This is a genomic window from Pacificispira sp. HM-600, from assembly GCF_977993705.1.
Window position 1 is genome coordinate 2,955,928 of the sequence record NZ_OZ388079.1, and the last position, 25,189, is coordinate 2,981,116.

Consider the following 25,189-nt stretch of genomic DNA (forward strand, 5'->3'; position numbering starts at 1 on the left):
CGGGCCGCAGTGCTCGGCGACGGTGTCCGCCGACCGACATCAGACATCCGACATCCTGATGTCCCGATTTTCGGGGGCTGTGTCCCACTTGCTCCCGCAATAGCGTGATCATTCCGAGGCCAAAGTGGGACACGCGTCTGAGGCGTCTCCCACTTTGGCTGCGTTCGAGTCAACGGGTGGGCGATGACGGGCACCCGTTTCGAACTCGGCGCGTACTACCGCGTGCGGGCCTCTGCCTGCGCCGGGAAGGCGGGCTTCGGCTCGAACAGCGCCCGGTGGGCGAACCCGGCGATCAAGCCACCCACGAGCGGGAACACGATGAAGACCCACAGCTGCGCGAGGGCATCGCCGCCCCCGTAGATCGCCGTGGCGATCGAGCGGGCCGGGTTGACCGAGGTGTTGTCGATGGGGATGGATGCGAGGTGGACGAAGGTGAGCGTCAGGCCGATCGAGAGACCAGCCATGGCCGGACCCGTACCGCGCGAGGCGTGCGTGACCCCGAGGATGACCATCACGAAGATCGCCGTGAAGAGAACCTCGGCGATGATTGCCGCGCCGATTCCGAAGCCACCCGGTGAATTCTCGGCGAAGCCGTTGCTGGCGAACCCTCCGTCCTGGGCGCCCTGCAGCCACCCGTCCGGCCCGAACAGTCCGATCAGGACGATCAGCGTCGTGCCGACGGCCCCGCCGACGAGCTGAGCGATGATGTAGCCGGGTGCGTTCTTCCACTCGAATCGACCGGATGCGGCGAGTCCGAGCGTCACGGCCGGGTTGAAATGACCGCCCGAGATCGGGCCCCAGGCATAGATGCCGGCCATGAGGGTCAGGCCGAAGGCGAGCGAGACGCCGATGAAACCGACGCCGAGGGGTGTTCCGTTATCGCTGATTCCGAAGTTGGCGGCGAATAGGGCCGTGCCGATCGATCCGAACACGAGCAGGAACGTTCCGAGCGCTTCTGCGGCGAGTTTTGTCGCGGTGGAGGGGGTGTTTGCGGGTTCCGTCATGGCGGACTCCTCTCTTCTCGTGCCGAGCGTAGCGGCGCGGGTTCGCCCGGCGCGAGAGCCGCGCGCGCAAACGTCGCCGCCCCGAACGGTCGCGACACGCCGCGTCGTGGGGCGAGCGCGCGGCGGGTCCCGTCCGTTCGCGGGGGAGGAACGGATGCCTAGAGTCGGCCGGCCGCCTTGAGTGCGAGGTATCGGTCCGCGATCTGCGGGGGCAGCTCGTCCGGTCCGCGCAGGATCGCCTCTGCTCCCAGCCGCGTCAACGCATCGCTGAGACGGCGTGTCTCGAGCAGAGTGCGTTCGGCCGCCGCGGCGATCCAGAGGTCATCGCTTCGTTCACGTTTCGCCGCGGTCTGTTCGATCATCACGTCCGTCACCGCGCCGACCAGAACGCGGCCCCGCGCCGTCACGGCCGGGAGCCGCGCGAGCAGGGTGCGGCTCGCGCTGGCCGCATCGAGGGCGGTGAGCAGCACGACGAGCGACGCGTGCGACGTCAGTCGCGAGGCCCCGGCAAGAGCCGCATCCCAGTCCGTATCGATCAGCTGCGGTTCGACGCCGGCCATGGCATCCACGAGCGCCGGTAAGAGTCGGGTGCCACGGACGCCGGTCACCCGGGCGCGGACGACCCGGTCGAACATGAGCAGGTGCACGTGGTCGCCCGCCCGGTCGGCGAGGGCGGCCAGCAGCAGGGCCGACTCCATCGCGGCATCCAGCCGCGTGCCATCACCCACGCGGGCGGCGGACGTGCGCCCCGTGTCGATCACGATGACAACGTGCCGGTCGCGTTCGGGTCGCCACGTGCGCAGCATGGTCGTTTTCGCCCGAGCGGTGGCGCGCCAGTCGATGGAGCGGACATCGTCGCCCCAGACGTACTCGCGCAGGGAGTCGAACTCGGTGCCCTGGCCGCGGACCTGAACACTCGTGCTTCCGTCGAGCTCACGCAGGCGCGCGAGCCGAGAGGGCAGGTGCCGGCTCGCGTGGAAAGAGGGCAGGATGCGCAGCGATGCCGGCGCGGGGGTGACGGCCTGCCGGCCCGCGAGGCCGAGAGGACCGAGACTGCGCACCGCGACGAACGCCGTGCGTCGCTCGCCGCGTCGCCTCGGGAGGAACGTCACCGGCAGCGTGCGGCTCTCGCCCGGCGGGATGTCGAGGCGGTGACGCGCGGGTTCAGCGCCCGCCGTCGGCTCCCACCCGTCGCGCAGCAGACCGCGCAGGCGTCGTCGTCCCGTGGCCGCAACGGTGACCGACGCCCGCACCGGGATGCCGAGACGGGCGCGACCCGGCGTATCGCGCTCGACGCGAACGGCACGCGGGTCGGCCGCGGCCGAAGCATCCGCGATCGCCGCGACGACGCACAGCAGGAGCCAGCCGGCGACCGCTGCCCAGGCGACGGCACCCGCATTGCCGGCGTTCGCGGCGAGCGAGAGCAGGATGACGGGCACCACGCCGAGGCCGACGAGAACCGCGAGACGTCCGGTGACGAACACGGCGAACCCTAGAGCGGTACGGGGGTCTGCTGCACGACCTGGCGAAGGATCGCGTCGGCCGTCACCCCCTCGATCTCGGCCTCGGTCCGCAGCCGCACGCGGTGCCGCCACACGGGAACGAGCATCGTCTGCACGTGGTCGGGCGTGATCGCCGGGTAGCCGCCGAGCCACGCCCAAGCCTTCGCCGCCGCGAGCAGAGCCGTGGACGCTCGCGGGCTTGCTCCGAGCTCCACCGACGGGCTCGACCGCGTGGCGCGGGCGAGGTCGACCACGTACGCCAGCATCTCGTCGGTCGCGGCGACGGCGGCCGCGGCCCTCTGAGCGGCGTGCACATCGGCGATCGTCACCGTGGGCTCGACCCCCGCGGCCTCGAGATCACGCGGCGAGAATCCCGCCGCGTGGCGACGGAGGACCGACACCTCGGCATCGCGGTCGGGCGCCTCGATCACGAGCTTCAGCAGGAAGCGGTCGAGCTGTGCCTCGGGGAGTGTGTAGGTGCCGTCGTGCTCGACGGGGTTCTGCGTCGCCGCGACCAGGAACGGGTCGGGCAGGGGGCGCGTGACGCCATCTGCCGACACTTGACGTTCTTCCATCGCCTCGAGAAGAGCCGATTGCGTCTTCGGGGGTGTGCGGTTGATCTCGTCGGCGAGCAGCACATGCGTGAACACCGGGCCCTCACGGAATTCGAACTCACCGGCGCGGGCGTCGTAGACGAGCGACCCCGAGACATCGCCCGGCATCAGGTCGGGCGTGAACTGGATGCGCGTGGTTTCCAGCCCGAGCGCTCGGCTGAACGAGCGCACGAGCAGTGTCTTGGCGACACCGGGAACCCCCTCGAGCAGCACGTGGCCGCGGGCGAGCAGCGCGATGAGCAGGCCGGTGACGGCTCCGTCCTGACCGACGACCGCCTTGCCTACTTCTTCGCGTACGCGGTTCATCGACTCCCGCAGGGCGTCGTCGCTCATCCGTTCTCCCTCATTCATGGTCATTTATTTGTCTGCTCCGGTCGGGTTTCGCCCGCGCCCCGGATTCGGTGGGCGACGGATGCTTCGAGCGCCCGCAAGCCGTCACTCAGCGCGATCAGCTCGCGTTCGCCACGCGGTTCGTCCTCGATCAGCAGGCGTCTGGCGTCCTGGTGGGGGAGAGCGGTGAGGCGGGCGGATGCATCGGCGATATCGGTTGCGCTCGCCGCGGGCGGCAACGCGAGGGCCCGCCGGAGACGCTCCAGCGTGCCGAGTCGCAGAGAGTCCGCGGCGTGCAGGGCGTCCCGGCTCGATTCGTAGAGACGACCGCGACCCTCCATCGTTTCGCTCGCCCGGGCCGTCACGGGTAGGCGTTCGAGGACGAGCGGCCCGAACCGACGGCCGCGCCACAGCGCGGCGGCAAGCACGCTCGCCCCGAGCAGCACGATGGCCGGGGTGACCCATCCGGGGGTCAGCTCGCCGAGGGTGGGCTCGGTAGCGACGTCGCTGTCGGTGAGGGATGGCACGTACCAGACGAGGTTCGGTAACCGCCCCATCAGGTTGAGGGCGAGAGCGGCGTTCCCGTCCGCGGCAAGGTTTTCATTGGTGATCAGGTCGAGACCGTCGAATGCTGCGGCGCGACTTTCCCCGTCCGCGCTCGTGAGAAGGCCGAAACCGTCGCCCGCTGGGTAACACGCGACGGCATCGGATGTCCCCGGCTCGAGCAGCCGCCCGGGCATCACGGAGCCCGCACGGACTGCGGCATCCGTTTGACAATCCGGCTCGACGGTCAGGGCGGGCGCGAAGCCGCTGGCGGTTGCTCCGGGAAAGAGCATCTCTACGCCGCGCGTTCGAGGATCGATCAGGACGACGTCGTTCGCCGCGTCGAAGATCGCCCGCAGCGCGTCGTCGCTGAGGATCGGCGAGTCCGCCATGACCAGGGTGGCAGGCGCCTCATCGAGGGCGCGCATCGTCTCGTCGCGGTCACGCGTGACAGTGACGTCGACGCCCCGCTCCCGCAGGATCTCCACGAGCGCGGCGGTACCGCCGGGGCCGACGCTCTCGGGGTCGAGGCGGTCGCGCTCGGTCCACGTTCCGATTCCCGACAGCAGAGCCGCGGCGATACCCACCAGGATCAGGAACGCGGCAATCACGGCCCAGGCGGGCGCGCGGCGCCGTCTCGCGCCGGGAGGGCCGGACGGCAGCCGCTCTTCTGTCGCGTCCGGTCCCGCCAGAGACGCGGGACCGAAGGTGCGTGTATCTGGCATCATCCGCGCTGTCCCGCCGCAACTGTGAGCTCGTCACGTCGTGGTCGGGCCGCTTCGACCGCGGCAGCGGTCGCCGCGACGCGGTCGTAGTCGTGTGAGGAACCGGGGCGCCGCAGGTAACGCACGTCATCGAAGACGGATGCCGCATCGACCAGCGCGCCGCCGAGCTCCGGGAAGGCGCGGGCCGCGGAGCGGGCGAACGACTGCGCCGTCGCGCCCGGCCGCGCAGGAACGATGCCTCGGTCGATGATCGAGCGGGCCAGGGCACGGAAGAGCAGCACGATGGCCGCATCCCAATCCTCGGCGGCGGCACGCGCGGATGCTTCTCGCCGCAGATCCGCGCTCGAGCGCGCATCGTCCTCGCCGAACAGAGGGGCGGCCGCCGACGTCTGCCGCGAGAGCCGGGGGCGGCCCCAGATCACGAAGGCGACGACGATCAGGGCTATCGCGAGGAGGGCGAGCCCGACGAGCACGGCGGGACCGAGACCCGCCGGCCCCCCCGCGCCGAACAGTGATTCGAGAAACTCGCCGACGGCCTGGGCGAGTCGATCGAGCGGCGTCGGCTCGGCCGCGGCGTAGCGCGGATCGGCGAGTTCACGCTCCGCCCACTCTCGCCCCTCGGCGCCGTCAGGAATGAGAGGGAAATCCAGCGCCCTCACGACGGCGGTCGCGGGTCGGAGTCCCCGTCGCCCGCGATCGGCGGGGCCCAGGTGCGGGCATCTCGAGGCGCGGGCGGCGCGGGCGGGGGCTGCTGTGGTGCGGCGTAGGGAGGCTGAGCCGGATACGGCTGCGGGGGAGCGGACGGCGGGGCGGGGTAGGGCTGCCGCCCACCGTACGGCGGTTGCCCCGGATACGGCGGTTGCCCCGGATACGGAGGCTGGGCGGGATACGGCTGCGGCGCTCCGTACGCAGGCGGGCCCCATGCGGACCCAGCCGGGGGCGCGGAGGGTGGTCCACCCGCGCGCGGACGCCATGGGTCGGGCAGCGAGTCATCGCCGGCATCGCGGCGGTCGACGTAGCGCATGAGCTCGATGTCGAGACCCTCGCGCCGCATCCGACAGTCGATGTAGATCAGCACGCTCGCCGTGGACTGCACCACGAGACCCACGGCCTGGATGGCGAGGGTGATGACGTAGGTCAGCACGACCGTGACGACGATCGCGATGACCGCCCCGGCGTTGGGCTCGCCCGTCGGCGCGAAGATCGTCGTGAGCCCAGAGCTGAGGAACGACAGGGGCAGGCTGACGAACTGCGAGATCGTGCCGAACAGCAAAGAGATGATGACGATCACGCCGAGCGCGGCCCAGAAGCGCCCCCGCACGAGCACCCACGATCGGGCGACGGCCGCCCGGATCGTCATTCGCTCGAGGATCAGGATGCTCGGCACGAGCAGCAGCTTGGTATTCAGCCACAGCGTCAGGGGAATCGCGCCCAGGATCACAAGCACGGTCAGCGCGATCGCGACGGCCGGATGAACGACGACGCCGACGGCGATGATCGCCGCCGTGACAGCCGCCACGAGAACGCCGATCGCGACGAGGAGCAGCGCGGCGTATCCGAGGAGCCGGCCGAGGCTCGGGCGTACGTGACGCCAGAGCGCCCTGAGCCGCAGCTTCTCGGCGACGACGGCGTGCGATACCTCGCCGACGACGACGGCCTGGACGATCACCTGCAGTGCGGTCGCGAGCAGGCCGAGGACGAATGCGGCCAGACCCGTGATCAGGGCCGAACCAGCGAGTACCGCGTCGAACTCCTCCGTGCCTTCACGCAGCGTGTCGAGGCGCGAGAAGGTGAGCCATCCGATACCGCCGACACCGACGAGCAGGATGATGAAGGCGATCGACTGCACACCGAGCGCGAAGCCGAACAATACCGCGGGGTTGTGCCGGAGGGCCGCGAAGGACCGCCCGAGGATCGTGCCGAACCCGAGCGGATGCAGCGGAATGATCCCGGGTCGCGGCGCGGGCGTCCACGCTTGCTGGGCGCTCATCTGAGTCCTCCGTAGGCGCTCGGCGGCGCGGATGTCAGACCCGGCGCCGGTGGTGGCACCATCCATCGTGTCACACGCTCCCGGCGACGTATCGGCGGGCGTGCAGGCGGTGTGCAGTCCACGTCCGGGCACTGTCGACTACTCTGTGGGTACCGGCCGCGCTCGGGCCGCGCACGACACTCCGTCGCAGAAGGACGAAACCCCGTTCCATGAGTTCACGCATCCTGGTCGTCGACGATGACACCGCCCTCGCCGAGATGATCGGGATCGTCCTGCGCACAGAGGGCTTCGACCCCGTGTTCTGCTCCGACGGTTCCGAGGCGCTGGAGGCGTTCCGCACCGAGAATCCCGACCTCGTCCTGCTCGATCTGATGCTGCCCGGGATGGACGGGATCGAGGTGTGCGCGCTCGTTCGTGCCGAATCCGGTGTGCCGATCATCATGCTCACGGCTCGCACCGACACCGCTGACGTCGTGAAGGGTCTCGAATCGGGCGCCGACGACTACATCGTCAAGCCGTTCAACCCCAAAGAACTTGTCGCGCGCATCCGTACGCGTCTGCGCCCGACACCCGAGAACACGGGGGCGCCGCTGCGCATCGGCGATCTGACGATCGATGTCGCCGCCCACGAGGTGCGCCGTGCGGACGAGATCATAGCTCTCACCCCGCTCGAGTTCGAGCTGCTCGTCGCGCTGTCGGCCAAGCCGCATCAGGTCTTCTCGCGCGAGATGCTGCTCGAGCAGGTCTGGGGCTACCACTACAAGGCCGACACCCGTCTGGTGAATGTCCACGTGCAGAGACTGCGTGCCAAGGTCGAGCTCGACGCCGACAACCCCAAGATCGTCACCACGGTGCGCGGCGTGGGCTACCGCGCCGGCGCTGTCGTCTGAGGATCCCGTGACGCCGTCATCGACCGCGTCCAACGCGACCGCAGCGAGGAACGCGGCGGGGACGAACAAGACGGCGACGAACACGGCAGCGACGAACAACTCAGCGACGAACACGGCAGCGACGGGCACCGTGCCGCAGGCCACGCGGACGTTCGTGTCGTTTGCGTGGCGGCATCCGTCGACGTGGGTCGAGGGGACCTCCCGCCTCTGGCGACGCTCGCTCCGCTTTCGCACGGTGCTCATCACGATTGCGCTGACGGCGCTGGCGATCCTCATCGCGTGCGTCTGGATGGCGTTGGCGATTCAGAACGACCTGTTCCAGTCACGACGCAATGAAGTGCTCGACGACTCCCGTCGTGCGACCGTGACCGCTCAGACGACCCTGGACTCGGGCGAGGTCCAGAGTGACCGCGTGCGCCTGCAGAACCTCATGCGCAATGTGGGTGACGACATCGCGCGCCAGTCCTCGAGCGACCGGATCGCGGTCTTCCGAGTCGACTCGGCTCCGTCATCCATCGCGCCGCAGGATTTCACCGCGGGCGGTTTCGACGAAGAGATCGTTTCGGAGGGCCTCCGCGAGCGCGTGCAGGCGCAGCCCACAACGCAGTGGTGGCAGTCGGTATCGCTCGAGGATGCGTCGGGACGGACGGTCCCGGGAATCGTCGTCGGTCAGCAGCTGCTCGTGCCCGAGGTCGGCGCGTACGAGCTGTATCTCGCGTACGACCTCTCGGCAGCTTCTCAGACCCTCGGGTTCGTCCAGAGCACACTGTGGATCGTCGGGATCACGCTGATTCTGCTGATCGGCGGGATCTCGTGGTTCGTGCTGCGCGCGGTCGCCACGCCGATCGCCGAGGCCGCCGAGACGAGTGAGCGACTGGCTGCGGGTGAGCTGCAGGTGCGTCTGCCCGTGCGCGGCGAGGACGAACTGGCAACGCTGGGCCGGTCGTTCAACGCGATGGCCGACAGCATTCAGTCCCAGATCCTCGAGCTCGCGGACCTCTCACTCGTGCAACAGAGGTTCGTCTCGGATGTCTCGCACGAGCTGCGTACGCCGTTGACGACGATCCGACTGGCCGCGGACATCCTCAACGATCGTCGTGAGACCTTCGATCCCGCGGCGTCTCGCGCGGCCGAGTTGCTGCACGCGCAGGTGCAGCGGTTCGAGACGATGCTCGGTGACCTGCTCGAGATCAGCCGATACGACGCGGGATCGGTTCAACTCGAGTGGGAGGCGACGAGCTTGGCTCACCTCGCCGAGGACATCATCGCCGAGATGGCGCAGTTGGCGGAGCAACACGGCTCGGATGTTCGGCTCGTCGCACCCGGGGGATATTCCCCGGTCGACATGGATGCCCGTCGCGTGCGTCGCGTCGTTCGCAATCTGCTCGGCAACGCGATCGAGCACGGCGAGGGGCGGCCGATCGTGGTCACCGTCGACAGCAATTCCACCGCCGTCGCGATCGGCGTTCGCGACTTCGGGATGGGCATGAAGCCGGCGGATGCCGAGCGGGTGTTCGATCGCTTCTGGCGGGCGGATCCGTCGCGCAAGCGCTCGATCGGCGGCACGGGCCTCGGGCTCTCGATCGCCCTCGGGGACGCGCGCCTGCACGGCGGCACGCTCGCGGTCTGGAGCGAGCCCGGTGGTGGCTCGAATTTCGTGCTGACCTTGCCGCGGCAGCCCGGCGGGACGATCGAGGCACCGCCCCTGCGCACCGAGCCCGACGCCGAGACGGATGCGCTCGATGCCCTGGGTCTGACGCAGCCGATCGGAGTGCTCGGTGACGCGGCCGCGTTGTCCGCGGAGATCGCGGCCGACGTATCGGCTGACTCGGCGCGGTCAGGGGGAGCGTCATGAGGACGCGGATCGTCGCCGTATTGGCGGCATTGATGCTGGTTCTGGCGGGGTGCGCGGGTCTGCCGACGGCGGGGTCCGTCAATCCCGGACTCGCGCTCGGCGAAGCTCCGGATGTCCCCGATTTCTCGTTCCTCCCCAACCGACCGCAGCCTGGGGCGACCCCCGAGCAGATCGTCGAAGGCTTTGTGGCGGCGGCGACGAGTCCCGCGGGCAACTGGGAGATCGCGCAACTCTTCCTCGCCCCCGACTTCAGTGCCGAGTGGCGGCCCGAGACGGGTGTCACGATCGACCGCCCCGGTTCCCGCACCATCACGGTGGTCGACGCCGACACGGTGCAGATGACCGTCAGCCAGACGGGTGACGTGGACGAGACCGGGGCGTTCCACGCCTCCGAGGCGGGTACGTCGACCCTCGACTACGAGCTCGAGCAGCAGCAGGACGGTGAGTGGCGCATCAGCGCGGCACCCGACGGGGTCGTCCTCAACGAGCAGGACTTCCGAGTGGTGTTCGACGCGTACGGCGTGATGTTCTTCGATCCCCGGTGGCAGTTCCTGGTGCCGGACATGCGCTGGTTCCCGACGCGGCAGAACGTCGCGACACGCATCACGCAGGCGATCATCGGTGGCACGCCGAGTCCGTGGCTCTCGAGGGCCGTCGTTTCGGCCGTCGTAGAGGGTGTCGATCTGCGCGATTCTGTGCCTATCGTGCAGGGTATCGCCCAGGTCGAGCTGGGGGCCGCGGCGCTCGAAGCAGACCCGGTCACGCTCGGCCGTTTGCTGCGCCAGTTGCAGGCGAGCCTGCAGGGCACCGGGGTGGCGGGTGTCGAACTGCTCGTGGACGGCACCGAGCTCGCGGTCCAGCCGGCGCAGACGCTCAGTACGGCAGTGGACGCGCGTCCGCTCGTCCAGACGGCCGAGGACTTCGGATTCCTCGGCGAGGACGCGCTGACGACCCTGCCCGGTCTGAGCCGGCGTATCTCGGAAATCGACGCCGACTCGATCGCGGTGGGGCGCGGTGGCCGGGTGGCGGCGGTCCTGCTCGCCGCGGGAGGCGTCGTGCGGGTGGAAGCGAACGAGCCCACGATTGCTGATGACCGACGGGGCCTGATCGATCCGGCGATCGATCCGGACGACAGGATCTGGACCGTTCCCGAGTCGCAGCCCGCCGCCCTGACCGTATCGAACGCCGAGAGTGAGCCCGCCCCGATCGCGAACGCGTGGCCGGGCGCGACCGAGATCGCCGCGATGCAGGTTTCGCGCGACGGGACGCGGATCGCCGCCATCGTGACCGAAGGTGGCCGCGACTGGGTGTCAGTGGCGGGCGTCGAGCGGAATGGGGATGGGGTGCCGGTCGCGCTGGGCACGCCCGAACGCCTCCTGCATCCGGACGGGGTCGGAGTCGACATCGCCTGGCTCGACGACCGGACCCTCGGGATCATCTGGGAGGGAACCGACGGCATGATCGTGACAGAGCAGGTGGTCGGTGGGGTGAGCACCTCGGGTGACGGTCCGACGGGTTCGGCCGTGTCGCTCGCGGCAGGCCCGACCGCCTCGTCCGCACGACTACTCACCGCGGAGGGCGCCCTGTACGTGCGTCGTGGCACCACATGGCAGCGCGCGGCGGAAGACGTGCTGGTGCTGGCATCGCAACTCGGCGCGAACTGATCCTCCCCAGCTTCTCTGCGATCCAGCTTCTGCGTGGATCCCGCCGTCCCGCCGTGGGTCCACCGCTGCCGCACCGAGGCTGGACCAATGGGGTCAACCGTTGCGGAGGCGTGGCGGCTGGCCCGGCGCGCGACCGCCGACGCCGCAGCGATCGTGCTTCCGGAACTCTGCGCCGGATGCCTCGAGCCGGGCGCTCTCCTCTGCGCCGCGTGCCTGCGGGCGTTGGCACCGAACCCTGTGCGCATTGCGATTCCCGGTGACGCTCTCGAGGTCTGGGCAGGCCTGCCGTTCGCGGGCCCGGCAGCATCCGTCCTGCGGGCGGTGAAACGCGATGCCCGACCGCGTCTCGCGCGGCACCTCGCACCTGCGCTGGCGTCGGCGCTGCGGGAACTTGCACGCTCGACGGGTGCGGCGCCCGCCTCGCTCGTCGCGGTGCCGATCCCGTCCAGCGCGAAGAGTCTGCGCGCCCGCGGATTCCGTGTCGTCGATCTTGTGACTCGTCGCGCCGGAGTCAGACCGCATCGGCTGCTCAGCCTGCAGCGTACGGCGGCTGACCAGCGCGGGCTCGGCCGGATCGAGCGTCTCGAGAACCTGCGCGGAGGGATGTACGCACACGGTACCGGCGGATTACAAGCGGACGGGCTCGGCGTCGTGATCGTCGATGACGTCGTGACGACGGGCGCGACCCTCATCGAGGCGTCCCGGGCCCTCCGCGCAGCGGGCGCCGTCGTCGTGGGCGCCGCCACGATCGCGGCGACGCCGCTCCGAGGACAAGGCCTCCGCGAGACAGGGTTGATGCATCCGAAACTCGCAGGTGACACCCCCGGCTCACAGGGCTAGCGTGGGAGGGACCAAGGCGAGCGCACGATCCGCTCTTGTACGGGCGGATCGTCCCGAGCAAGGAGGTCAGAGATGGAAACAGGCATCGTCGGCGTGGGAGTCAGCGTCACGGATCGCTTCCGATCAGTGGTCGAGGAGAAAGCGACCCGCATCGAACACCTCGTCCCTCGAGCGCAGCGGCTCGAGGTGAAGGTCACGCACCGCTCCTACAAGAGTGGACGCATGGAAGACGACACGGTCGAGCTGACCCTGATCGGCAAGGGGCCGATTGTCCGTGCCGAGGCCACGGATGCGGACAAGTTCGCCGCCCTCGACCTCGCGGTCGACAAGATGTGCGAGCAGCTGCGTCGAGCGAAGGGCAAGCGCGTCGACGCGCGGAAGCACCCGCACGGTGCGCACTTCGAGAAGGGCAGCGGTGAGATCACCGGTATCGATGTGCAGCCGGCGTCCGCCGACATGATCCACGCCGTCGCGACCGGCGAGATCCCGCTCATCACGGGAAACGAGGATGAGCCCGACTACACACCCGTCGTCATTCGTGTGAAGAGCTTCGACGCCGAATGGATGGCGGTGGAAGAGGCCGTCGATCGCATGGAGCTCGTCGGGCACGACTTCTTCCTGTTCATCGATGCCCGCACCGACAAGCCGAGCGTCGTCTATCGCCGCAAGGGCTGGGATTACGGCGTGATCTCGCTCGGCACGCAGTCGGCGCCGCCGGCGGAGGCGCTCGCCTCGTAGCATCCGGGCCCGCGTCACTCATCGAACGGACGCGACACGCTGTCATCCTTCGGGGCACGTGGCGTGTCGCGTCCGTTCGTTGGCGACAGCGAGGTGCCCCGCGAGGCGAGGCGTCTGGGTCCTGGGGCCGGCCTCAGTCGAACATACCGCCGAGCAGGCTGCCGATGACGAGGCCGCCGAGCATGCCGCCCATGCCGCTGTCGCCACCGCCCCGATGCCCGCCGCCGCCCCAGCCGCCGTCCTGCGGGGGGCGCGACGAGTCGATGTCGCGCTGGGCGAGCTGGAGGGCCTCGCTCGCGAGCTGGGCCGCGCGCCGCGCGAGCTGGAAGGCTTCCTCGAGCGAGTCGTCGTCGCCGGGAAGCGCGGCCATGTCGGCCCGTGAGCGCTCGGCTTCGGCCAGCCGGGTCCGCGCATCGGCGCCGATCCATCCGCGGTGTCCGGCGATCACGTTGCGCGCGACGGCGATCTGACGGTCGGCGTCATCCGTGGCATGCCGGATCTGCGCCGGGGTCGGCAGGGGTTTCGCCGCGCGCTCGCGTGCCTTGTCAACCGCGACATCCAGCGCCGTGTTCGCCTCGCGCAGGTGCGAGAGCTGCGTAAACGGATCGGCTTTCTCGCTGGCCGCGGGAAGCGCCGAGAGGGCGGACTGCAGGGCGGTGAGTGCCGCTGTCACCTGGGGTGTCGCGGGAGCATCGCGCGCCGCGATCACATCACCTCGCGAATCGGCGATGACGTCAGCGAGTGTCGATTCGGCGCGCAGCGCCTCGATCTCGAAGTCGTCGATGCCGTCGAGGAGCGTGCCGGCGCGACGGACGGCCTCGGTCGCCGTCTCGAGCGCGAGCATGGACTCCTCGCGGCGGGATGCTTCGCGCCGTCGCTCCGAGATGTCCGCGCTGTGCAGAGCGAACGAGAGTAGCTGCTCGGCTTCGTCGGGAGCGCGGTCGATCTGCTGAAGTGCGGAGGGCGCGTACCGGTCCGCGAGTCGCGCGACCGTCGTCCGCGCTTGGGGTAGTCGCTCGCGCAGGCGCTCCGCGTCGGAGCGGACTTGAGCGAGGATCTGCGGCGCTCGGCGAACTTTGGCGATTTTCTCTGCCAGCGTCTGCGTCTTCTCGTCGAGCAGATTTTCCGCCCACTCGCACAGCTGGGCGATGCGGGCGTTTCGCTCGCGGAGTTCCTGCGGGGTGTCCGGGATCTCGTCGTGGTTCAGCTGGTTGAGGTGAAACGCCTCCGCAAGGTGCGTGCGCACGGCTTCGAGCGCGGCGCGCAGGTCTTTCGTCGAGCCTTCGCCGAGTTCGGCGCTGGCGAAGTCCAGCTCATCTGCCGTGACCCGGATGCGCTCATCGGCCTCGACGAGTGCGCGCCCGGCGCGACGTGCCAGCTCGGCATCCTGCGCATCGATCGCGGACTGCTCTTCACGCTTGCGCTTGCCCCAGAATCCGGCCATGTTTCGATCCTAGGCCGGGTTCGGTGTGCGTCTTCCGTGGTTCAGGCGATCGGAGTGCGCCGTGCGAGAACAGGGGCGCGCCGCGACGTCGCACCGTTGACCAGCGCCACGATCAGGGGGAGACCGAGTGCAATCCCGGCGATCGGCCACCAGGGGATGTCCTCGGGGCGTAGCGAATAGAGGGCCGAGCCCGACAGCGCCGTGATTGCTCCGGCGGGAAGCAGCCCGGCGAGTGTTCCGCTCGCTGCCCCCACTCCCGCGATGACGAGACCTTGCCAGAACGATATTCGTCGCCTCAGGCCACGCGGTGCACCCACAGCGGCGAGTGTCGCGTCATCGGCGCGCCCGTCGATGCGTGCAAGTCCGAGGGCCACAGCACTCGCGCCGAGCATCAGCACGCCCGTCGCGGCGAGGATCAACCAGATCGCGAGCCACGGTGACGCGGGACCGTTAACCGGGCTGGCCGAAAAGCCTGTGTTGTCGAGTCCGATCGCACGCGCGTTGATGGCCTCCGCTTCCGCGACACTCGCCGCAGAGTCGTAGTTGGCGACGAGCATCGACAGTCGTTCGGTCATGCGAAGTTCCGCGGCTGTCTCATGAGACACGAGAACCGGGTATAGGTACCGCTGTGTGGTCTCCTGGACAACAGCGTGGACGCTCGTGACGGCACCGGCCGTGAGCTTGTCGCCTTCCAGGAACGGAGGATTCTTGCCGTCGGACAGTTCCTGCGCGGTCCACGTGCCGATCCGCACCTCGCCTCCGTGGTCGTAGGCGCTGTCTGTCACGATCGCGCCGCCCGACGCGAATACCTTGAGCGCGCTGGCTGACGGTGTGAAGCCGAGCAGCGCCGGCAGGTCTTCCACATCGGTGGCGAACAGTGTGAGCGAAGGGTTTCCGTTTGCGGGACTGCAACTTACCGAGTCGACGACGATGCGATCCGGAGAATCTGCGTCGAAGGGACACAACTCCGAGGTGCGGCGAACAGCGACGGGGACGGTGGAGTCCCCGCGCCCTGACTCGGCCAGTGTCCAGTATTCGGAGCTCGCCCACACGGTGCCCGTGGCCGTCGGATCGGTCGCGCCGACAGCATCATTCACGCTCCGCTCGACGGTTCTGGTCGCCTCATCCGTGTCTTCTCCGAAGACCTGGACGGCGAGGCTTCCTTCCGGCGCCAAGTAGACGTACTGGCGTGCCTGTGCGCCGACGTTGGTGCCGACCATGGCAACGGCGAAAACGGCCAGCAACACTGCCGCGGCAATGGACGCCAACGCGGGCACCGACCGTGAGGCGTTTGCCGCCGCGTCGCGAGATGCGATTCGCGCGGCGAGTCCGAGCTTCGACAACGGCCGTGAGAGCCACGCGAGGATCCAATGACCCGCCGTGATGATGCCGATCTGGGCGAAGACAGGTCCGACGACGAGCCCGATCTGCGGTAGCCAGCGCAACGCGCTGTCGTACGGCAGGGTGGGTGTCGCCTGGACGGCGAGGATCGCCGGTACACACGCGACGGTGATGCCGATTCCCGCCAGCAGCAGAATGCTTCCCCAGATCGGACGGGATGCGCGGGGCACCTGCGGGCGCCGCGCCCCGCGCAGAGCCCGCAACACGTCGGTCTTGCCGGCGGCGCGCGCGGGCAAGAGGGCCGACCCGATGCCCATGACGATCGCGAACACGACGATCGCCGCGGTGATCCACGGGTTGACGACGAACGACCAGAAGGTCGTCCGATTACCATCGTCGAGCACACGTAGCGTGATCGCTGCTCCCGCGATCCCCAGTCCCCTTCCCACCAGGGCACCGATGGTTCCGAGTACGAGTCCCTGCAGCACGACGATCCGCCGCAGGTCGCGCGGGGTCGCTCCGACGCTCGCGATGGTCGCGAGCGCGCGCTGCTGTCTGCGCGCCCCGACCGCGAATGCGGCGCCCGCGAGCAGGACGACTTGGTACCCCAGGAACGCGGCTGCGATGCCGCCGATGATGAGCATCGCGCCGAGCGTGCTCCAGATGTTCACGAGGGGTTGGTCGAGGTTAGTGCCGGTGATGGGTGGGTCGAGCGCGACCGTTCGAGACAGCGCGACGATCCCCTCGGGGTTCAGCCGCTGGATCTGCGGCCATGTCAGGGCGAGATCGGGCAGATACCAGGCTGTGGTGCCCTGCATCTCGTCGGGTTCGACCGCCTCGGCGGGGAGTGCGAGGGTCGTGACGCGGTCGGCTTGGTCGACGACGTCGAGCAAGCCCGTGACGCGTAGCGTCCGGGTGGGCTCGACGAGGTGAAGCTCATCGCCGAGTTCGATCCCGAGTCGGTCGAGCGCGCCTGCGGTCGCCATCGCTTCGGTCGGGCCCGTTGCGGCGCGGCCGGCGACGACGTCATAGCGTCCGGCAAAGGCGGCATCGCCGACCGGTCCGACGATCGCAGATATGGGCGCGACACCGGCGGACGTCCGCGCGGCGACGGTTGCTTGGTCGATGCGTATCACGGTCGTTCCGGAGGGAAGGAAGGATGCCGGGTCGGTGATCGGATCCTTGGCGGGATATGTTGGTTCCCCGCCCATCTCGTCCTGGTCTATCTCCCACCAATCCGGCTGGGTCGGCGATTGGCGGAGGGAAGGATCGGGCCCGTACGCGATCGTGAGCCGTGCCTCGTTCTGCCCCAAGCGAGAATCCAGGAGCTGCTCACCTGTCGGAATGGTGCTCGTGAACACCGCCGCGGCGCCGACGAGTCCCGCGACCGGGAGCGCGATGAGGGACGCGATCAGGATGCTCGAGCCCAACGATCGTCGTGTCTGACGGCGTGCCAGCCGGGCCCCGACTCGCCACCGTGCTCGCGCCGCTCGCAGCGTCATGGGCGCGCCCCGAACAGCAGGTCTTCGGGACGCGCGCGCGCGGCCTCATCGACCACGCGGCCGTCGCGCAGGAACACGATGCGGTCGGCCCACGACGCGTGGCGCGGCTCGTGGGTCACGAGAATCGCCGCGGCCCCGGCATCCACGCGCTCTCGGATGACCCGCATCACCATCTCGCCCGTCTCGGAGTCGAGCGCGCCCGTCGGTTCGTCGGCGAGGATCAGGCGGCGGGCCCCCACGATCGCGCGGGCGATCGCCACACGCTGCTGTTGGCCACCCGAGAGATCGTCGGGGTACGCGCCGATGCGATCGCCCAGCCCGACGCTTTCGAGCGCGGTGTGCCCGGCGCGGTGTGCGGGGCGGCGAGGGATGCCGTCGAGTTCCAGAGGCAGGATGACGTTCTCCAGCGCCGTCAACGTCGGCACCAGATTGAAGTCCTGGAAGACGAAGCCCAACGCGCGTCGCCGGAGCGCCGCGATGCCCTTCTCGCCGAGCGTGGACAGGTAGGTACCCTCGATCACGACCTCGCCGGAGGTGGGGGTCGCAAGTCCGCCGGCGATGGTCAGCAGGGTGGATTTACCGGATCCGGAGGGTCCCATCACGGCGACGAGTTCGCCGGAGCGCACGGTCAAGTCGATGCCCGAGAGAGCGCTTACCGCGGCTTCGCCGTGGCCGTAGTGCTGAGAGATGCCGACCAGTCGCACGACGTCTCCGTCTCCGTCGGACACCCCGCTCCGCGCCGCGTCACCGGGCATCGCGACGCTCGGAGCAGAGCGTCGGTAGTCGCTGCGCTTCACGGTGCGGTCTTCGTGGTCGAGGCGGCGGATCCACCCGTGGCAGCGTTCGCCCGCGGCGGGCGTCCGCGCCGGGGTCGCTCGGCACTCAGCGCGAGCGCGATCTCCATCGGACGGTGACGCGCGAGGCGCCCCTCGACGTGGTCGAGCCAGCGAACTTCAGCTTCTGCCTGGAAGAGCAGCGCATCGGCGACGAGTTGCCATGCCAGCTCTTCGCCATCGGGCGCCTCGGATCGTTCGCTCTGGCGCTGTGCGTGCCGCAGGTCCTGGAGTGCCGCGAGGGATGCGCGTCGCTGTGTCTGCACGATCGCGGCGATATCCACGCCCGGCAGCGTCGCCGCGAGGGCGAGCTTGAGCGGCAGTTCGTCGCGGGTTCCGCTTGCCCGGGCCACGGGGGAGGCGAGCCAGTCTCGCGCCTCGGCGCGTCCGGCATCCGTGATCTCGTAATAGACGTGCCCTTGTTCGTCGGTGTCGCCCTTGGCTACGAGCCCGTCACGCTCGAGCCGGTCGAGAGTCGTGTAGATCTGCCCGACGTTGACCGGCCAGCTCGATCCCGTGCGGCGGTCGAACTCCGAGCGCAGCTGGTATCCGTAGCACGGTCCCTGATCGAGGATCGCAAGCAAGCTCTGACGGACCGACATAAGACCTCCGGATAAAAAACATTCTCAGTATGTATGCGCTGAGTATATGTATATCGAGAATCTCTTTATGACGCAATCCAGGCCGTCATTCGGCCCGGCGGGATACTCTCGGCAGACGTCGTGACAGCAGAAGGGGGTCGCCATCGAGTTCTCGCACACCGCGCCGCCGCTTCCCGGCGCGATGGTCGCCGCGCAGCAATGGCGGAACGTCGCCTTCGTCCACTGGCGGGTCGATCCCGCGGTCGTCGCCCCGCTCCTGCCGCCCGGAATCGCTCCGGATGTCGAGGGTGGTTCGTCCTGGGTCGGATTGATCGCGTTCGAGCTCGGCGACGCGCGTATCGGTCCTTTTCCGCCCTTGCACCGTTGGGGCTCTTTCACCGAGGTCAATGTTCGCCTGTACGGCGTCGACCGCGATGGCCGCCGCGGGGTGGTCTTCCGCTCGCTCGAAGCGTCGAGCCTGCCCGCGGTGCTCGCGGCGCGGGCGTTGTTCTCTCTGCCGTACGTGTGGGCGCGCACGGCCCACCGGCCACGCGTAGACGGCTGGGAGTATGCGTCACGCCGTGTCGCCGTTCCGTCCGCCTCGGGCGCCCGGTTCAGGCTTGCGGTCGAGGTGGACAGTGCCAGCACCGTCGATGACGAGCTTTCACGATTTCTGACCGCCCGATGGGGGCTCTACCAAAGCCGATTCGGTCGAACCCGGTGGTTGCCGAACACGCACGAGGCCTGGATTCTGCATCCCGCGCGCGTCACCGGGCTGTACGACGAACTGTGCACGGCGGCGGGCCTGCCCGGTGTGAGCAATCGTCCGCCGGAGTCGGTGCTGTTCAGCCCCGGAGTGACGGCGAGCTTCGCACGCGGTGGGATCGTTCCCCGTTTCTAAACAGCCGTGGCGGCATCCGGTTCATCCGGAATCCACGTCACAAACAGCCATCGTTCACCGTTTCGCACCCAGCTATTTGAAACATCCCGGTAACATTTCGAGGGTGATCACCGCAAACGGCGTGCGCATCGCCGAATACTCCCGTCCGAGTCATCAACTGCTGCACCTCAGTGATACGCATCTGAGGGCCGGGGATGACCCCCTGTACGGTTCCATCGACGCCTCCGCCCGCCTGGGTCGGGCGCTCGCGCAGATCGCCGAATCCGGTACGAGACCGGACGCGATCATCTTCACGGGGGATCTCGCCGACCACGGTGAGCCCGAGGCGTACGAGACGTTGCGCGCACTGGTCGATCCCTGGGCCCAGCGCCTGGGTGCGCCGGTGATCTGGGTGATGGGCAACCATGACGACCGCGCGTCGTTCCGAGTGGGCCTGCTCGCCGACAACGCTCCGGATGCCTCGGCCCCGGTCGACTCCGCCTACGACATCGATGGGCTTCGCGTCATCAGTCTGGACACGTCGGTGCCCGGGCACCACCACGGCGAGATCACCGACGCCCAGCTCGAGTGGCTCGAGGTAGAACTCGCGATCCCGGCCGCACACGGCACGATCCTCGCCATGCATCACCCGCCCGTACCGAGCGTGCTCGACCTGGCCGTCACGGTCGAGCTGCGCGACCAGTCACGACTCGCGTCCGTCCTGCGCGGGAGTGACGTTCGCACGATCCTCGCCGGGCACCTGCACTACTCCACGGCCGCCACGTTCGCCGGCATCCCCGTCTCGGTCGCGTCAGCGACCTGCTACACACAGGATCTCGGGGTGATGGTCGGCGGCACGCGCCCTCAGGATGCCGCTCAGGCCTACAACTTGGTGCATGTCTTCGACGAAACCGTCGTGCACTCGGTCGTCTCGGTCGGAGACACCGTCGCCCTCGGCTACGTCGATCCCGCTGAGAGCGCCCGACGGATCGCCGCGGCAGGCATCGTCATCCCGGACTCCGCGACGCGTGCACTCCGCGCCGAACGTCGGGACGACTCCGGTCGAGTCGTTACGAACCAACCGCCGACGGCGCCTCTGTGGATCGTTCGCTGAGAGTTTCTCCCACCGCGCTGTTCTCAGACACGGTGACCTCCCACGGAGCTCGGACCGGGAAGTATCCCTCGAGAGTGTCCCGCAAGACACGCTCCCGCAGAGCCTCGGGCACCTCGGGTCGGCTTCCATCGTTCAGACAGAACATGTCGACATCGCGCCGCGCGAGCAGCCGTTCCATTTGACGGATGCCGGGCTGGAGCGTCGTCTGGATGTAGCGCGTACGGGGTTCCCGGGTCGTCACCGCTCGGCCGGTCATGAGCGCGTAGTAGTGGTACAGCGAGTTCGTGACCGAGATGTCGCTCGCCGATCGGAACGTCGCGGCGGCGGTCCGCGCGAAGTCGTCGGGAAAGGCTTCTTCCAGTTCGTACATGACGCTGCGGCGGAGAGGCGCCGCGCAGTGCTCGAGGTCCCGCGCGATGACTCGACCGAAACGCTCTTCGAGCAGGGCGCGGTTGATGCGGGCGGCATTATCGTGGCCGCTGCGTTCGGGATCGGTCGAGCCGATCCCGATGCGCACCTGGGATTCGACGAAGCGTGAGATCCCGGCGGCGGTGAAGAACAGCTCGGGGCGCACGGCACGGCCGAAGAACATATCGTCGTTGGCGTAGACGAAGTGCTCGGCGAGACCCTCGATGCGGTGCAGCTGCGCTTCGACCGCGTGCGAGTTGTGGGTGGGGAGCGAAGCCGGGTCGGCGAAGAACTCCTCACTGCGGACGATCGTCACCTTCGGATGCTCGGTGAGCCACCACGGCGCCGGGCTATCGGTCGCGATGAAGATGCGCCGGATCCACGGGGCGTACTGGTTCACGGAACGCAGCGCGTAGCGAATCTCGTCGACATGACGGAAGCGAGCCGAGTGCTCATCGCCATCCCCGACGACATAGCGACTCATCCGTCGTGCGCGCTCGCGCTGGAAGTCGCTCGAGGATCCGTCGACCCATGAAAAGACGATGTCGACGTCGTGGGTGAACTCGGAGGGACCGGGGGAGAACATGCCGTCGAGCGTCCGCCACTGCCGTCCATGCAGGTTCATGCTCGTGAATGTCAGGTCGTCCGCGGCGATCACGCGGCGCGTCAGGGCGTTCGCGTGAGGTGCCGTGACGACGTCTGCCTCCCAACGCCAGAACTCCAGACGGATGCCGTGGCTGGCGCCGAGGCGCAGGGTGCCGCTCGGGCTCACCCGGGGGCGGTAGACGGTCGCGCTCTCGTCCCGACCGAACGGGTTGTTCGAACCCGCACCGAAGACGCGAGCGCGACCCGCCCGGCCGACGATCCAGGGCTCGGATGCGGCGTCGGCCCGGAGTGCCGCGATCGCCCGCTTACGTGCTCGGGCGTCGACGGCCAGGGCTGGCCGTCCGCTGGCACGGCGCAGGAGGATCGGTTCAGCATCTGCGGCCTCGAGGAGCGCGGCGAGCCGGAGCAGATCGTCGGTCTCAGCCTGTTGCGGCGTGACCTCCGCCACCAGGTGAGGAAAACCGCCCATGAGCACCACGTCGTCTCGTTCCAGAACCGGAGCCCAGCCCGTGGTGGGCTCGTCAGCGGTGCGGCGTTCCGGAGAGGACTCCCTCGTGTGGGCCTGGCCGGCGAGGGCGCTTCGCCCCGAGGCGCCACGTCGTGTGGGAGGGGTCCCGCGTTCTGGAACGACACGTCGCGTCATCGATCACCTGTTTCTCCGTCATGCGCCCCGCGGGCGTCCTCGCCGCGGTCGATCGCTGCCCTTATCGTCGTCGGGGCGATCGCCGAATCCGGCGATGCGAGCCCCTCTCCGCAGTGTAAGTCAGCAATTGTGTCCGGCGTGTTGCGGGGTGTACCCCTTGACAGTTCCTGGATTCGTGGTGGCTGGATCAGGTGAACGGCCGCCCGGGGGATTCCAGGTCACGGACCGGTAACATGAGTCTGTATGCCTGTCGCGTGGCATCCGACCGCGCGGCATCCGATCGGATGGAGATCCTGCCGTGGCAAACCCCCTCGAGAAACTGCTCCGCGCTGGCGAGGGCCGTATCCTCAAGCGTCTGCAGCAGGTCGTCAAGGCCGTCAACGCTTTGGAAGAGGACTACTCGCAGCTCAGCGATGACGAGCTTCGCGGTGAGACGGCCGAACTCCGCACGCGTTACGCCGCGGGCGAGACGCTCGACCAATTGCTCCCCGAGGCCTTCGCGGCGGTCCGCGAGGCTGCCAAGCGCACGCTCGGCCAGCGTCCGTACGACGTTCAGCTGATGGGCGGCGCCGCCCTCCATTTCGGGAACATCGCCGAGATGCGCACCGGTGAGGGCAAGACGCTCGTCGCGACGCTTCCGGCCTATCTCAACGCGATCGCGGGCGAGGGCGTCCACGTCGTCACCGTCAACGACTTCCTCGCGACCTACCAGTCCGAGCTCATGGGTCGCGTCTTCCGCGCCCTCGGCATGACCACCGGCGTCATCGTCTCGGGTCAGACGCCCGCGCAGCGCCGCGAGCAGTACCTGTGCGACATCACCTACGGCACGAACAACGAGTTCGGGTTCGACTACCTGCGCGACAACATGGCCTGGCGTCAAGAGGATCTCGTGCAGCGCGGACACTTCTTCGCCGTGGTCGACGAGGTCGACTCGATCCTCATCGACGAGGCCCGTACGCCGCTGATCATCTCGGGTCCGTCGTCCGGCGAGGCGAACCGTTGGTTCACCGAGTTCGCGAAGATCGCCCGCACCCTCGAGCTCGACGTCGACTACGAGGTCGACGAGAAGAAGCGCACGATCGGTGTGCTCGAGCCCGGTATCGAAAAGGTCGAGGACTACCTCGGCATCGACAACCTGTACGAGTCGGCCAACACGCCGCTGATCTCGTTCCTGAACAACTCGATCAAGGCGATGGCGCTGTTCAAGCGTGACACCGACTACGTCGTCATCAACGACGAGGTCATGATCGTCGACGAGCACACCGGACGCATCCTGGCCGGACGTCGGTACAACGAGGGCATCCACCAGGCGATCGAGGCGAAAGAGGGCGTGCCGGTCAAAGCCGAGAACCAGACGCTCGCGACGGTCACGCTGCAGAACTACTTCCGCCTGTACGACAAGCTCGCCGGCATGACCGGTACCGCCGAGACCGAGGCGGCCGAGTTCATGTCGACCTACAAGCTCGGCGTCGTCCCGATCCCGACGAACAAGCCGATGGTCCGCAAAGACCAGTCCGATCTCGTGTACAAGAACGAGCAGGCCAAGTTCGCGCAGGTCGTCGAAGACATCGCGCGGCGGAACGAAACGGGGCAGCCCGTTCTCGTCGGAACCGTCAGCGTCGAGAAGAGCGAATACCTTTCGCGCCTGCTGGCCAAGAAGGGCATCAAGCACGAGGTCCTCAACGCCAAGAACCACGCGCGCGAGGCCGAGATCGTCGCTCGAGCGGGGCTCCCGGGAGCCGTCACGGTCGCTACGAACATGGCCGGCCGCGGCACGGACATCATGCTGGGCGGAAACGCCGAGTTCCTCGCCGTGCAAGAGATGAAGGCCAAGGGGCTCGACCCGGTCGAGACTCCCGAGGAGTACGAGGCCGAGTGGGAGGGTGTGTACGACGCCGTCCGCGCTCGCGTCAACGACGAGGCCGAAAAGGTCGTCAGCGTCGGTGGGTTGTACGTGCTCGGCACGGAGCGCCACGAGTCTCGCCGCATCGACAACCAGCTGCGCGGACGCTCCGGCCGCCAGGGCGACCCCGGCGAGAGCCGTTTCTACCTCTCGCTGACGGATGATCTGATGCGTCTGTTCCAGTCGGGCGCCGCCGAGGCGATCCTCAGCCGCGCCAACTTCCCGGACGACGTCGCGATCGAGTCGTCGATGGTGAGCCGCGCGATCAAGAGCGCGCAGTCGCAGGTCGAGTCCCGCAACGCCGAGACTCGCAAGAACGTCCTGAAGTACGACGATGTCCTCAACCGTCAGCGCGAGGCGATCTACGCCGACCGGCGACACATCCTCGAGGGCGATGACATCGCCGGCCGTGTCCGGCACTTCATCGAGGACGCCATCGCCGCGGTCATCGACGAGCACACGGGCAGCGGACACAGCGAGGGCTGGGACTTCGACGCCCTCTGGACCGAGCTGAAGACCCTGTACCCCGTTGGCGTGACGATCGACGAGGTCGTCGCCGAGGCCGGCACGAAGGGGCGGATCACGCCCGAGGTTCTCAAGCGCGAGATGCTCTCAGATGCACTCATCGCGTACCAGAACCGGGAAGACAAACTCGGTTCGGAGGCGATGCGCGAACTCGAGCGTCGCGTCGTGCTGCAGGTGCTCGACCGCCGCTGGCGCGACCACCTGTACGAGATGGACTACCTCAAGGACGGCATCGGCCTACGTGCGATGGCCCAGCGTGACCCGCTGATCGAATACCAGCGCGAGGGCTTCCAGATGTTCCAGGCGATGATGGGGCAGATCAAGGAAGAGACCGTCGGGTACCTCTACAACCTCGAGGTCGAGGTCCGTAGCGCGGGCGAGGGCCCCGAGGCTCACGCGGAGGTCGCGGCCAAGGGTCTCGATGCACCGCCCGAGCAGAAGCTCGAATACTCGGCCCCGAACGACGCGGGCGAGGTCGAGGTCCGCAACGACCGCGGCCAGGTCCAGCAGGCCGCAACAGCGAAGCTGCAGCGCGAGACGGCGCAGCGGGTCGCTCAGAGTGCCCGCCCGGAGCCGGAGGCGGCAGCCGCCGCGCGCGGGGCGTTCGGACAGCGGGCGGATGCTCCGGCCGCGGGCCCCACGCAGGCTCCGGTCAACCGCGCCGACCGCCGCGCAGCCTCCAAGCGCAAGTAGGTTCACCCCACACGGGCGCGA

General features: G+C 68.6%; 19 protein-coding genes. 8 read left to right on the plus strand and 11 right to left on the minus strand.

What is annotated here, in order from left to right; translation table 11 throughout:
- Positions 1-215 precede the first annotated feature (215 nt).
- The 6 genes from ACXZ1E_RS14160 to ACXZ1E_RS14185 all read right to left on the minus strand — a co-directional run bounded on the left by ACXZ1E_RS14160 (position 216) and on the right by ACXZ1E_RS14185 (position 6,840).
- Positions 216-1,004, minus strand: a complete 789-nt coding sequence (locus ACXZ1E_RS14160) for an aquaporin (RefSeq protein ID WP_458041098.1) — start codon at positions 1,002-1,004, stop codon at positions 216-218.
- Positions 1,005-1,162: 158 nt separating this feature from the next.
- Entirely contained in the window at positions 1,163-2,488 is a 1,326-nt protein-coding gene (locus ACXZ1E_RS14165; RefSeq protein WP_458041099.1) for a DUF58 domain-containing protein, read from the minus strand.
- A gap of 8 nt (positions 2,489-2,496) precedes the next feature.
- Positions 2,497-3,453, minus strand: coding sequence for an AAA family ATPase (locus ACXZ1E_RS14170; protein ID WP_458041100.1), 957 nt, complete (start codon positions 3,451-3,453; stop codon positions 2,497-2,499).
- Between the two features lie 20 nt (positions 3,454-3,473).
- Entirely contained in the window at positions 3,474-4,718 is a 1,245-nt protein-coding gene (locus ACXZ1E_RS14175; protein ID WP_458041101.1) for a DUF4350 domain-containing protein, read from the minus strand.
- A complete protein-coding gene (locus ACXZ1E_RS14180; protein WP_458041102.1) occupies positions 4,718-5,377 on the minus strand; it encodes a DUF4129 domain-containing protein in 660 nt (219 codons plus the stop codon). The genes ACXZ1E_RS14175 and ACXZ1E_RS14180 overlap by 1 nt, the downstream gene beginning before the upstream one ends.
- Positions 5,374-6,840, minus strand: a complete 1,467-nt coding sequence (locus ACXZ1E_RS14185) for a glycerophosphoryl diester phosphodiesterase membrane domain-containing protein (RefSeq protein WP_458041103.1) — start codon at positions 6,838-6,840, stop codon at positions 5,374-5,376. The genes ACXZ1E_RS14180 and ACXZ1E_RS14185 overlap by 4 nt, the downstream gene beginning before the upstream one ends.
- A gap of 77 nt (positions 6,841-6,917) precedes the next feature.
- Between ACXZ1E_RS14185 and mtrA the strand changes: the two genes are divergently transcribed.
- The 5 genes from mtrA to hpf all read left to right on the plus strand — a co-directional run bounded on the left by mtrA (position 6,918) and on the right by hpf (position 12,695).
- Positions 6,918-7,598: an MtrAB system response regulator MtrA gene (mtrA, locus tag ACXZ1E_RS14190; RefSeq protein ID WP_458041104.1), complete on the plus strand. Its 681-nt coding sequence runs from the start codon at positions 6,918-6,920 to the stop codon at positions 7,596-7,598.
- Positions 7,599-7,605: 7 nt separating this feature from the next.
- On the plus strand, positions 7,606-9,453 hold the full coding sequence (gene mtrB, locus ACXZ1E_RS14195) for an MtrAB system histidine kinase MtrB (RefSeq protein ID WP_458351972.1): 1,848 nt from the start codon (positions 7,606-7,608) through the stop codon (positions 9,451-9,453).
- Entirely contained in the window at positions 9,450-11,117 is a 1,668-nt protein-coding gene (locus ACXZ1E_RS14200) for an LpqB family beta-propeller domain-containing protein (RefSeq protein WP_458041105.1), read from the plus strand. The genes mtrB and ACXZ1E_RS14200 overlap by 4 nt, the downstream gene beginning before the upstream one ends.
- An 87-nt stretch (positions 11,118-11,204) precedes the next feature.
- Positions 11,205-11,957, plus strand: a complete 753-nt coding sequence (locus tag ACXZ1E_RS14205; protein ID WP_458041106.1) for a ComF family protein — start codon at positions 11,205-11,207, stop codon at positions 11,955-11,957.
- Between the two features lie 72 nt (positions 11,958-12,029).
- Positions 12,030-12,695: a ribosome hibernation-promoting factor, HPF/YfiA family gene (hpf, locus tag ACXZ1E_RS14210; protein ID WP_458041107.1), complete on the plus strand. Its 666-nt coding sequence runs from the start codon at positions 12,030-12,032 to the stop codon at positions 12,693-12,695.
- Between the two features lie 133 nt (positions 12,696-12,828).
- On the opposite strand, the gene ACXZ1E_RS14215 is transcribed toward hpf, so the two are convergent.
- The 4 genes from ACXZ1E_RS14215 to ACXZ1E_RS14230 are packed head-to-tail and all read right to left on the minus strand — an operon-like array spanning position 12,829 to position 18,417.
- Positions 12,829-14,139 (minus strand): hypothetical protein, encoded by a 1,311-nt coding sequence (locus ACXZ1E_RS14215; RefSeq protein ID WP_458041108.1) that lies wholly within the window; start codon positions 14,137-14,139, stop codon positions 12,829-12,831.
- A 41-nt stretch (positions 14,140-14,180) separates the two neighbouring features.
- Positions 14,181-16,982 (minus strand): FtsX-like permease family protein, encoded by a 2,802-nt coding sequence (locus tag ACXZ1E_RS14220; protein ID WP_458041109.1) that lies wholly within the window; start codon positions 16,980-16,982, stop codon positions 14,181-14,183.
- A complete protein-coding gene (locus ACXZ1E_RS14225; protein WP_458351973.1) occupies positions 16,979-17,779 on the minus strand; it encodes an ABC transporter ATP-binding protein in 801 nt (266 codons plus the stop codon). The genes ACXZ1E_RS14220 and ACXZ1E_RS14225 overlap by 4 nt, the downstream gene beginning before the upstream one ends.
- On the minus strand, positions 17,776-18,417 hold the full coding sequence (locus ACXZ1E_RS14230; RefSeq protein WP_458041110.1) for a PadR family transcriptional regulator: 642 nt from the start codon (positions 18,415-18,417) through the stop codon (positions 17,776-17,778). Before ACXZ1E_RS14230 ends, ACXZ1E_RS14225 begins: the two co-directional genes overlap by 4 nt.
- A gap of 181 nt (positions 18,418-18,598) precedes the next feature.
- On the opposite strand from ACXZ1E_RS14230, the gene ACXZ1E_RS14235 reads away from it, so the two are divergent.
- On the plus strand, positions 18,599-19,297 hold the full coding sequence (locus tag ACXZ1E_RS14235) for a YqjF family protein (RefSeq protein ID WP_458041111.1): 699 nt from the start codon (positions 18,599-18,601) through the stop codon (positions 19,295-19,297).
- Positions 19,298-19,400: 103 nt separating this feature from the next.
- Positions 19,401-20,390 carry a phosphodiesterase gene (locus ACXZ1E_RS14240; RefSeq protein WP_458041112.1) on the plus strand — a complete coding sequence of 330 codons (990 nt, stop codon included), beginning with the start codon at positions 19,401-19,403 and terminating at the stop codon, positions 20,388-20,390.
- Here ACXZ1E_RS14240 and ACXZ1E_RS14245 read toward each other — a convergent pair.
- Positions 20,347-21,873 carry a stealth family protein gene (locus ACXZ1E_RS14245; RefSeq protein WP_458041113.1) on the minus strand — a complete coding sequence of 509 codons (1,527 nt, stop codon included), beginning with the start codon at positions 21,871-21,873 and terminating at the stop codon, positions 20,347-20,349. The genes ACXZ1E_RS14240 and ACXZ1E_RS14245 overlap by 44 nt on opposite strands.
- A 472-nt stretch (positions 21,874-22,345) precedes the next feature.
- On the opposite strand from ACXZ1E_RS14245, the gene secA reads away from it, so the two are divergent.
- A complete protein-coding gene (secA, locus tag ACXZ1E_RS14250; RefSeq protein ID WP_458041114.1) occupies positions 22,346-25,168 on the plus strand; it encodes a preprotein translocase subunit SecA in 2,823 nt (940 codons plus the stop codon).
- Positions 25,169-25,189: the final 21 nt, after the last annotated feature.

What these genes read in the sequence shown, in the direction of transcription:
- ACXZ1E_RS14160 (WP_458041098.1), bottom strand. Translation starts at nt 1,004, where the DNA reads ATGACGGAACCCGCAAACACCCCCTCCACCGCGACAAAACTCGCCGCA.
- ACXZ1E_RS14170 (WP_458041100.1), bottom strand. Translation starts at nt 3,453, where the DNA reads ATGAGCGACGACGCCCTGCGGGAGTCGATGAACCGCGTACGCGAAGAA.
- ACXZ1E_RS14175 (WP_458041101.1), bottom strand. Translation starts at nt 4,718, where the DNA reads ATGCCAGATACACGCACCTTCGGTCCCGCGTCTCTGGCGGGACCGGAC.
- mtrA (WP_458041104.1), top strand. Translation starts at nt 6,918, where the DNA reads ATGAGTTCACGCATCCTGGTCGTCGACGATGACACCGCCCTCGCCGAG.
- ACXZ1E_RS14200 (WP_458041105.1), top strand. Translation starts at nt 9,450, where the DNA reads ATGAGGACGCGGATCGTCGCCGTATTGGCGGCATTGATGCTGGTTCTG.
- ACXZ1E_RS14205 (WP_458041106.1), top strand. Translation starts at nt 11,205, where the DNA reads ATGGGGTCAACCGTTGCGGAGGCGTGGCGGCTGGCCCGGCGCGCGACC.
- hpf (WP_458041107.1), top strand. Translation starts at nt 12,030, where the DNA reads ATGGAAACAGGCATCGTCGGCGTGGGAGTCAGCGTCACGGATCGCTTC.
- ACXZ1E_RS14215 (WP_458041108.1), bottom strand. Translation starts at nt 14,139, where the DNA reads ATGGCCGGATTCTGGGGCAAGCGCAAGCGTGAAGAGCAGTCCGCGATC.
- ACXZ1E_RS14220 (WP_458041109.1), bottom strand. Translation starts at nt 16,982, where the DNA reads ATGACGCTGCGAGCGGCGCGAGCACGGTGGCGAGTCGGGGCCCGGCTG.
- ACXZ1E_RS14230 (WP_458041110.1), bottom strand. Translation starts at nt 18,417, where the DNA reads ATGTCGGTCCGTCAGAGCTTGCTTGCGATCCTCGATCAGGGACCGTGC.
- ACXZ1E_RS14235 (WP_458041111.1), top strand. Translation starts at nt 18,599, where the DNA reads ATGGTCGCCGCGCAGCAATGGCGGAACGTCGCCTTCGTCCACTGGCGG.
- ACXZ1E_RS14245 (WP_458041113.1), bottom strand. Translation starts at nt 21,873, where the DNA reads ATGGGCGGTTTTCCTCACCTGGTGGCGGAGGTCACGCCGCAACAGGCT.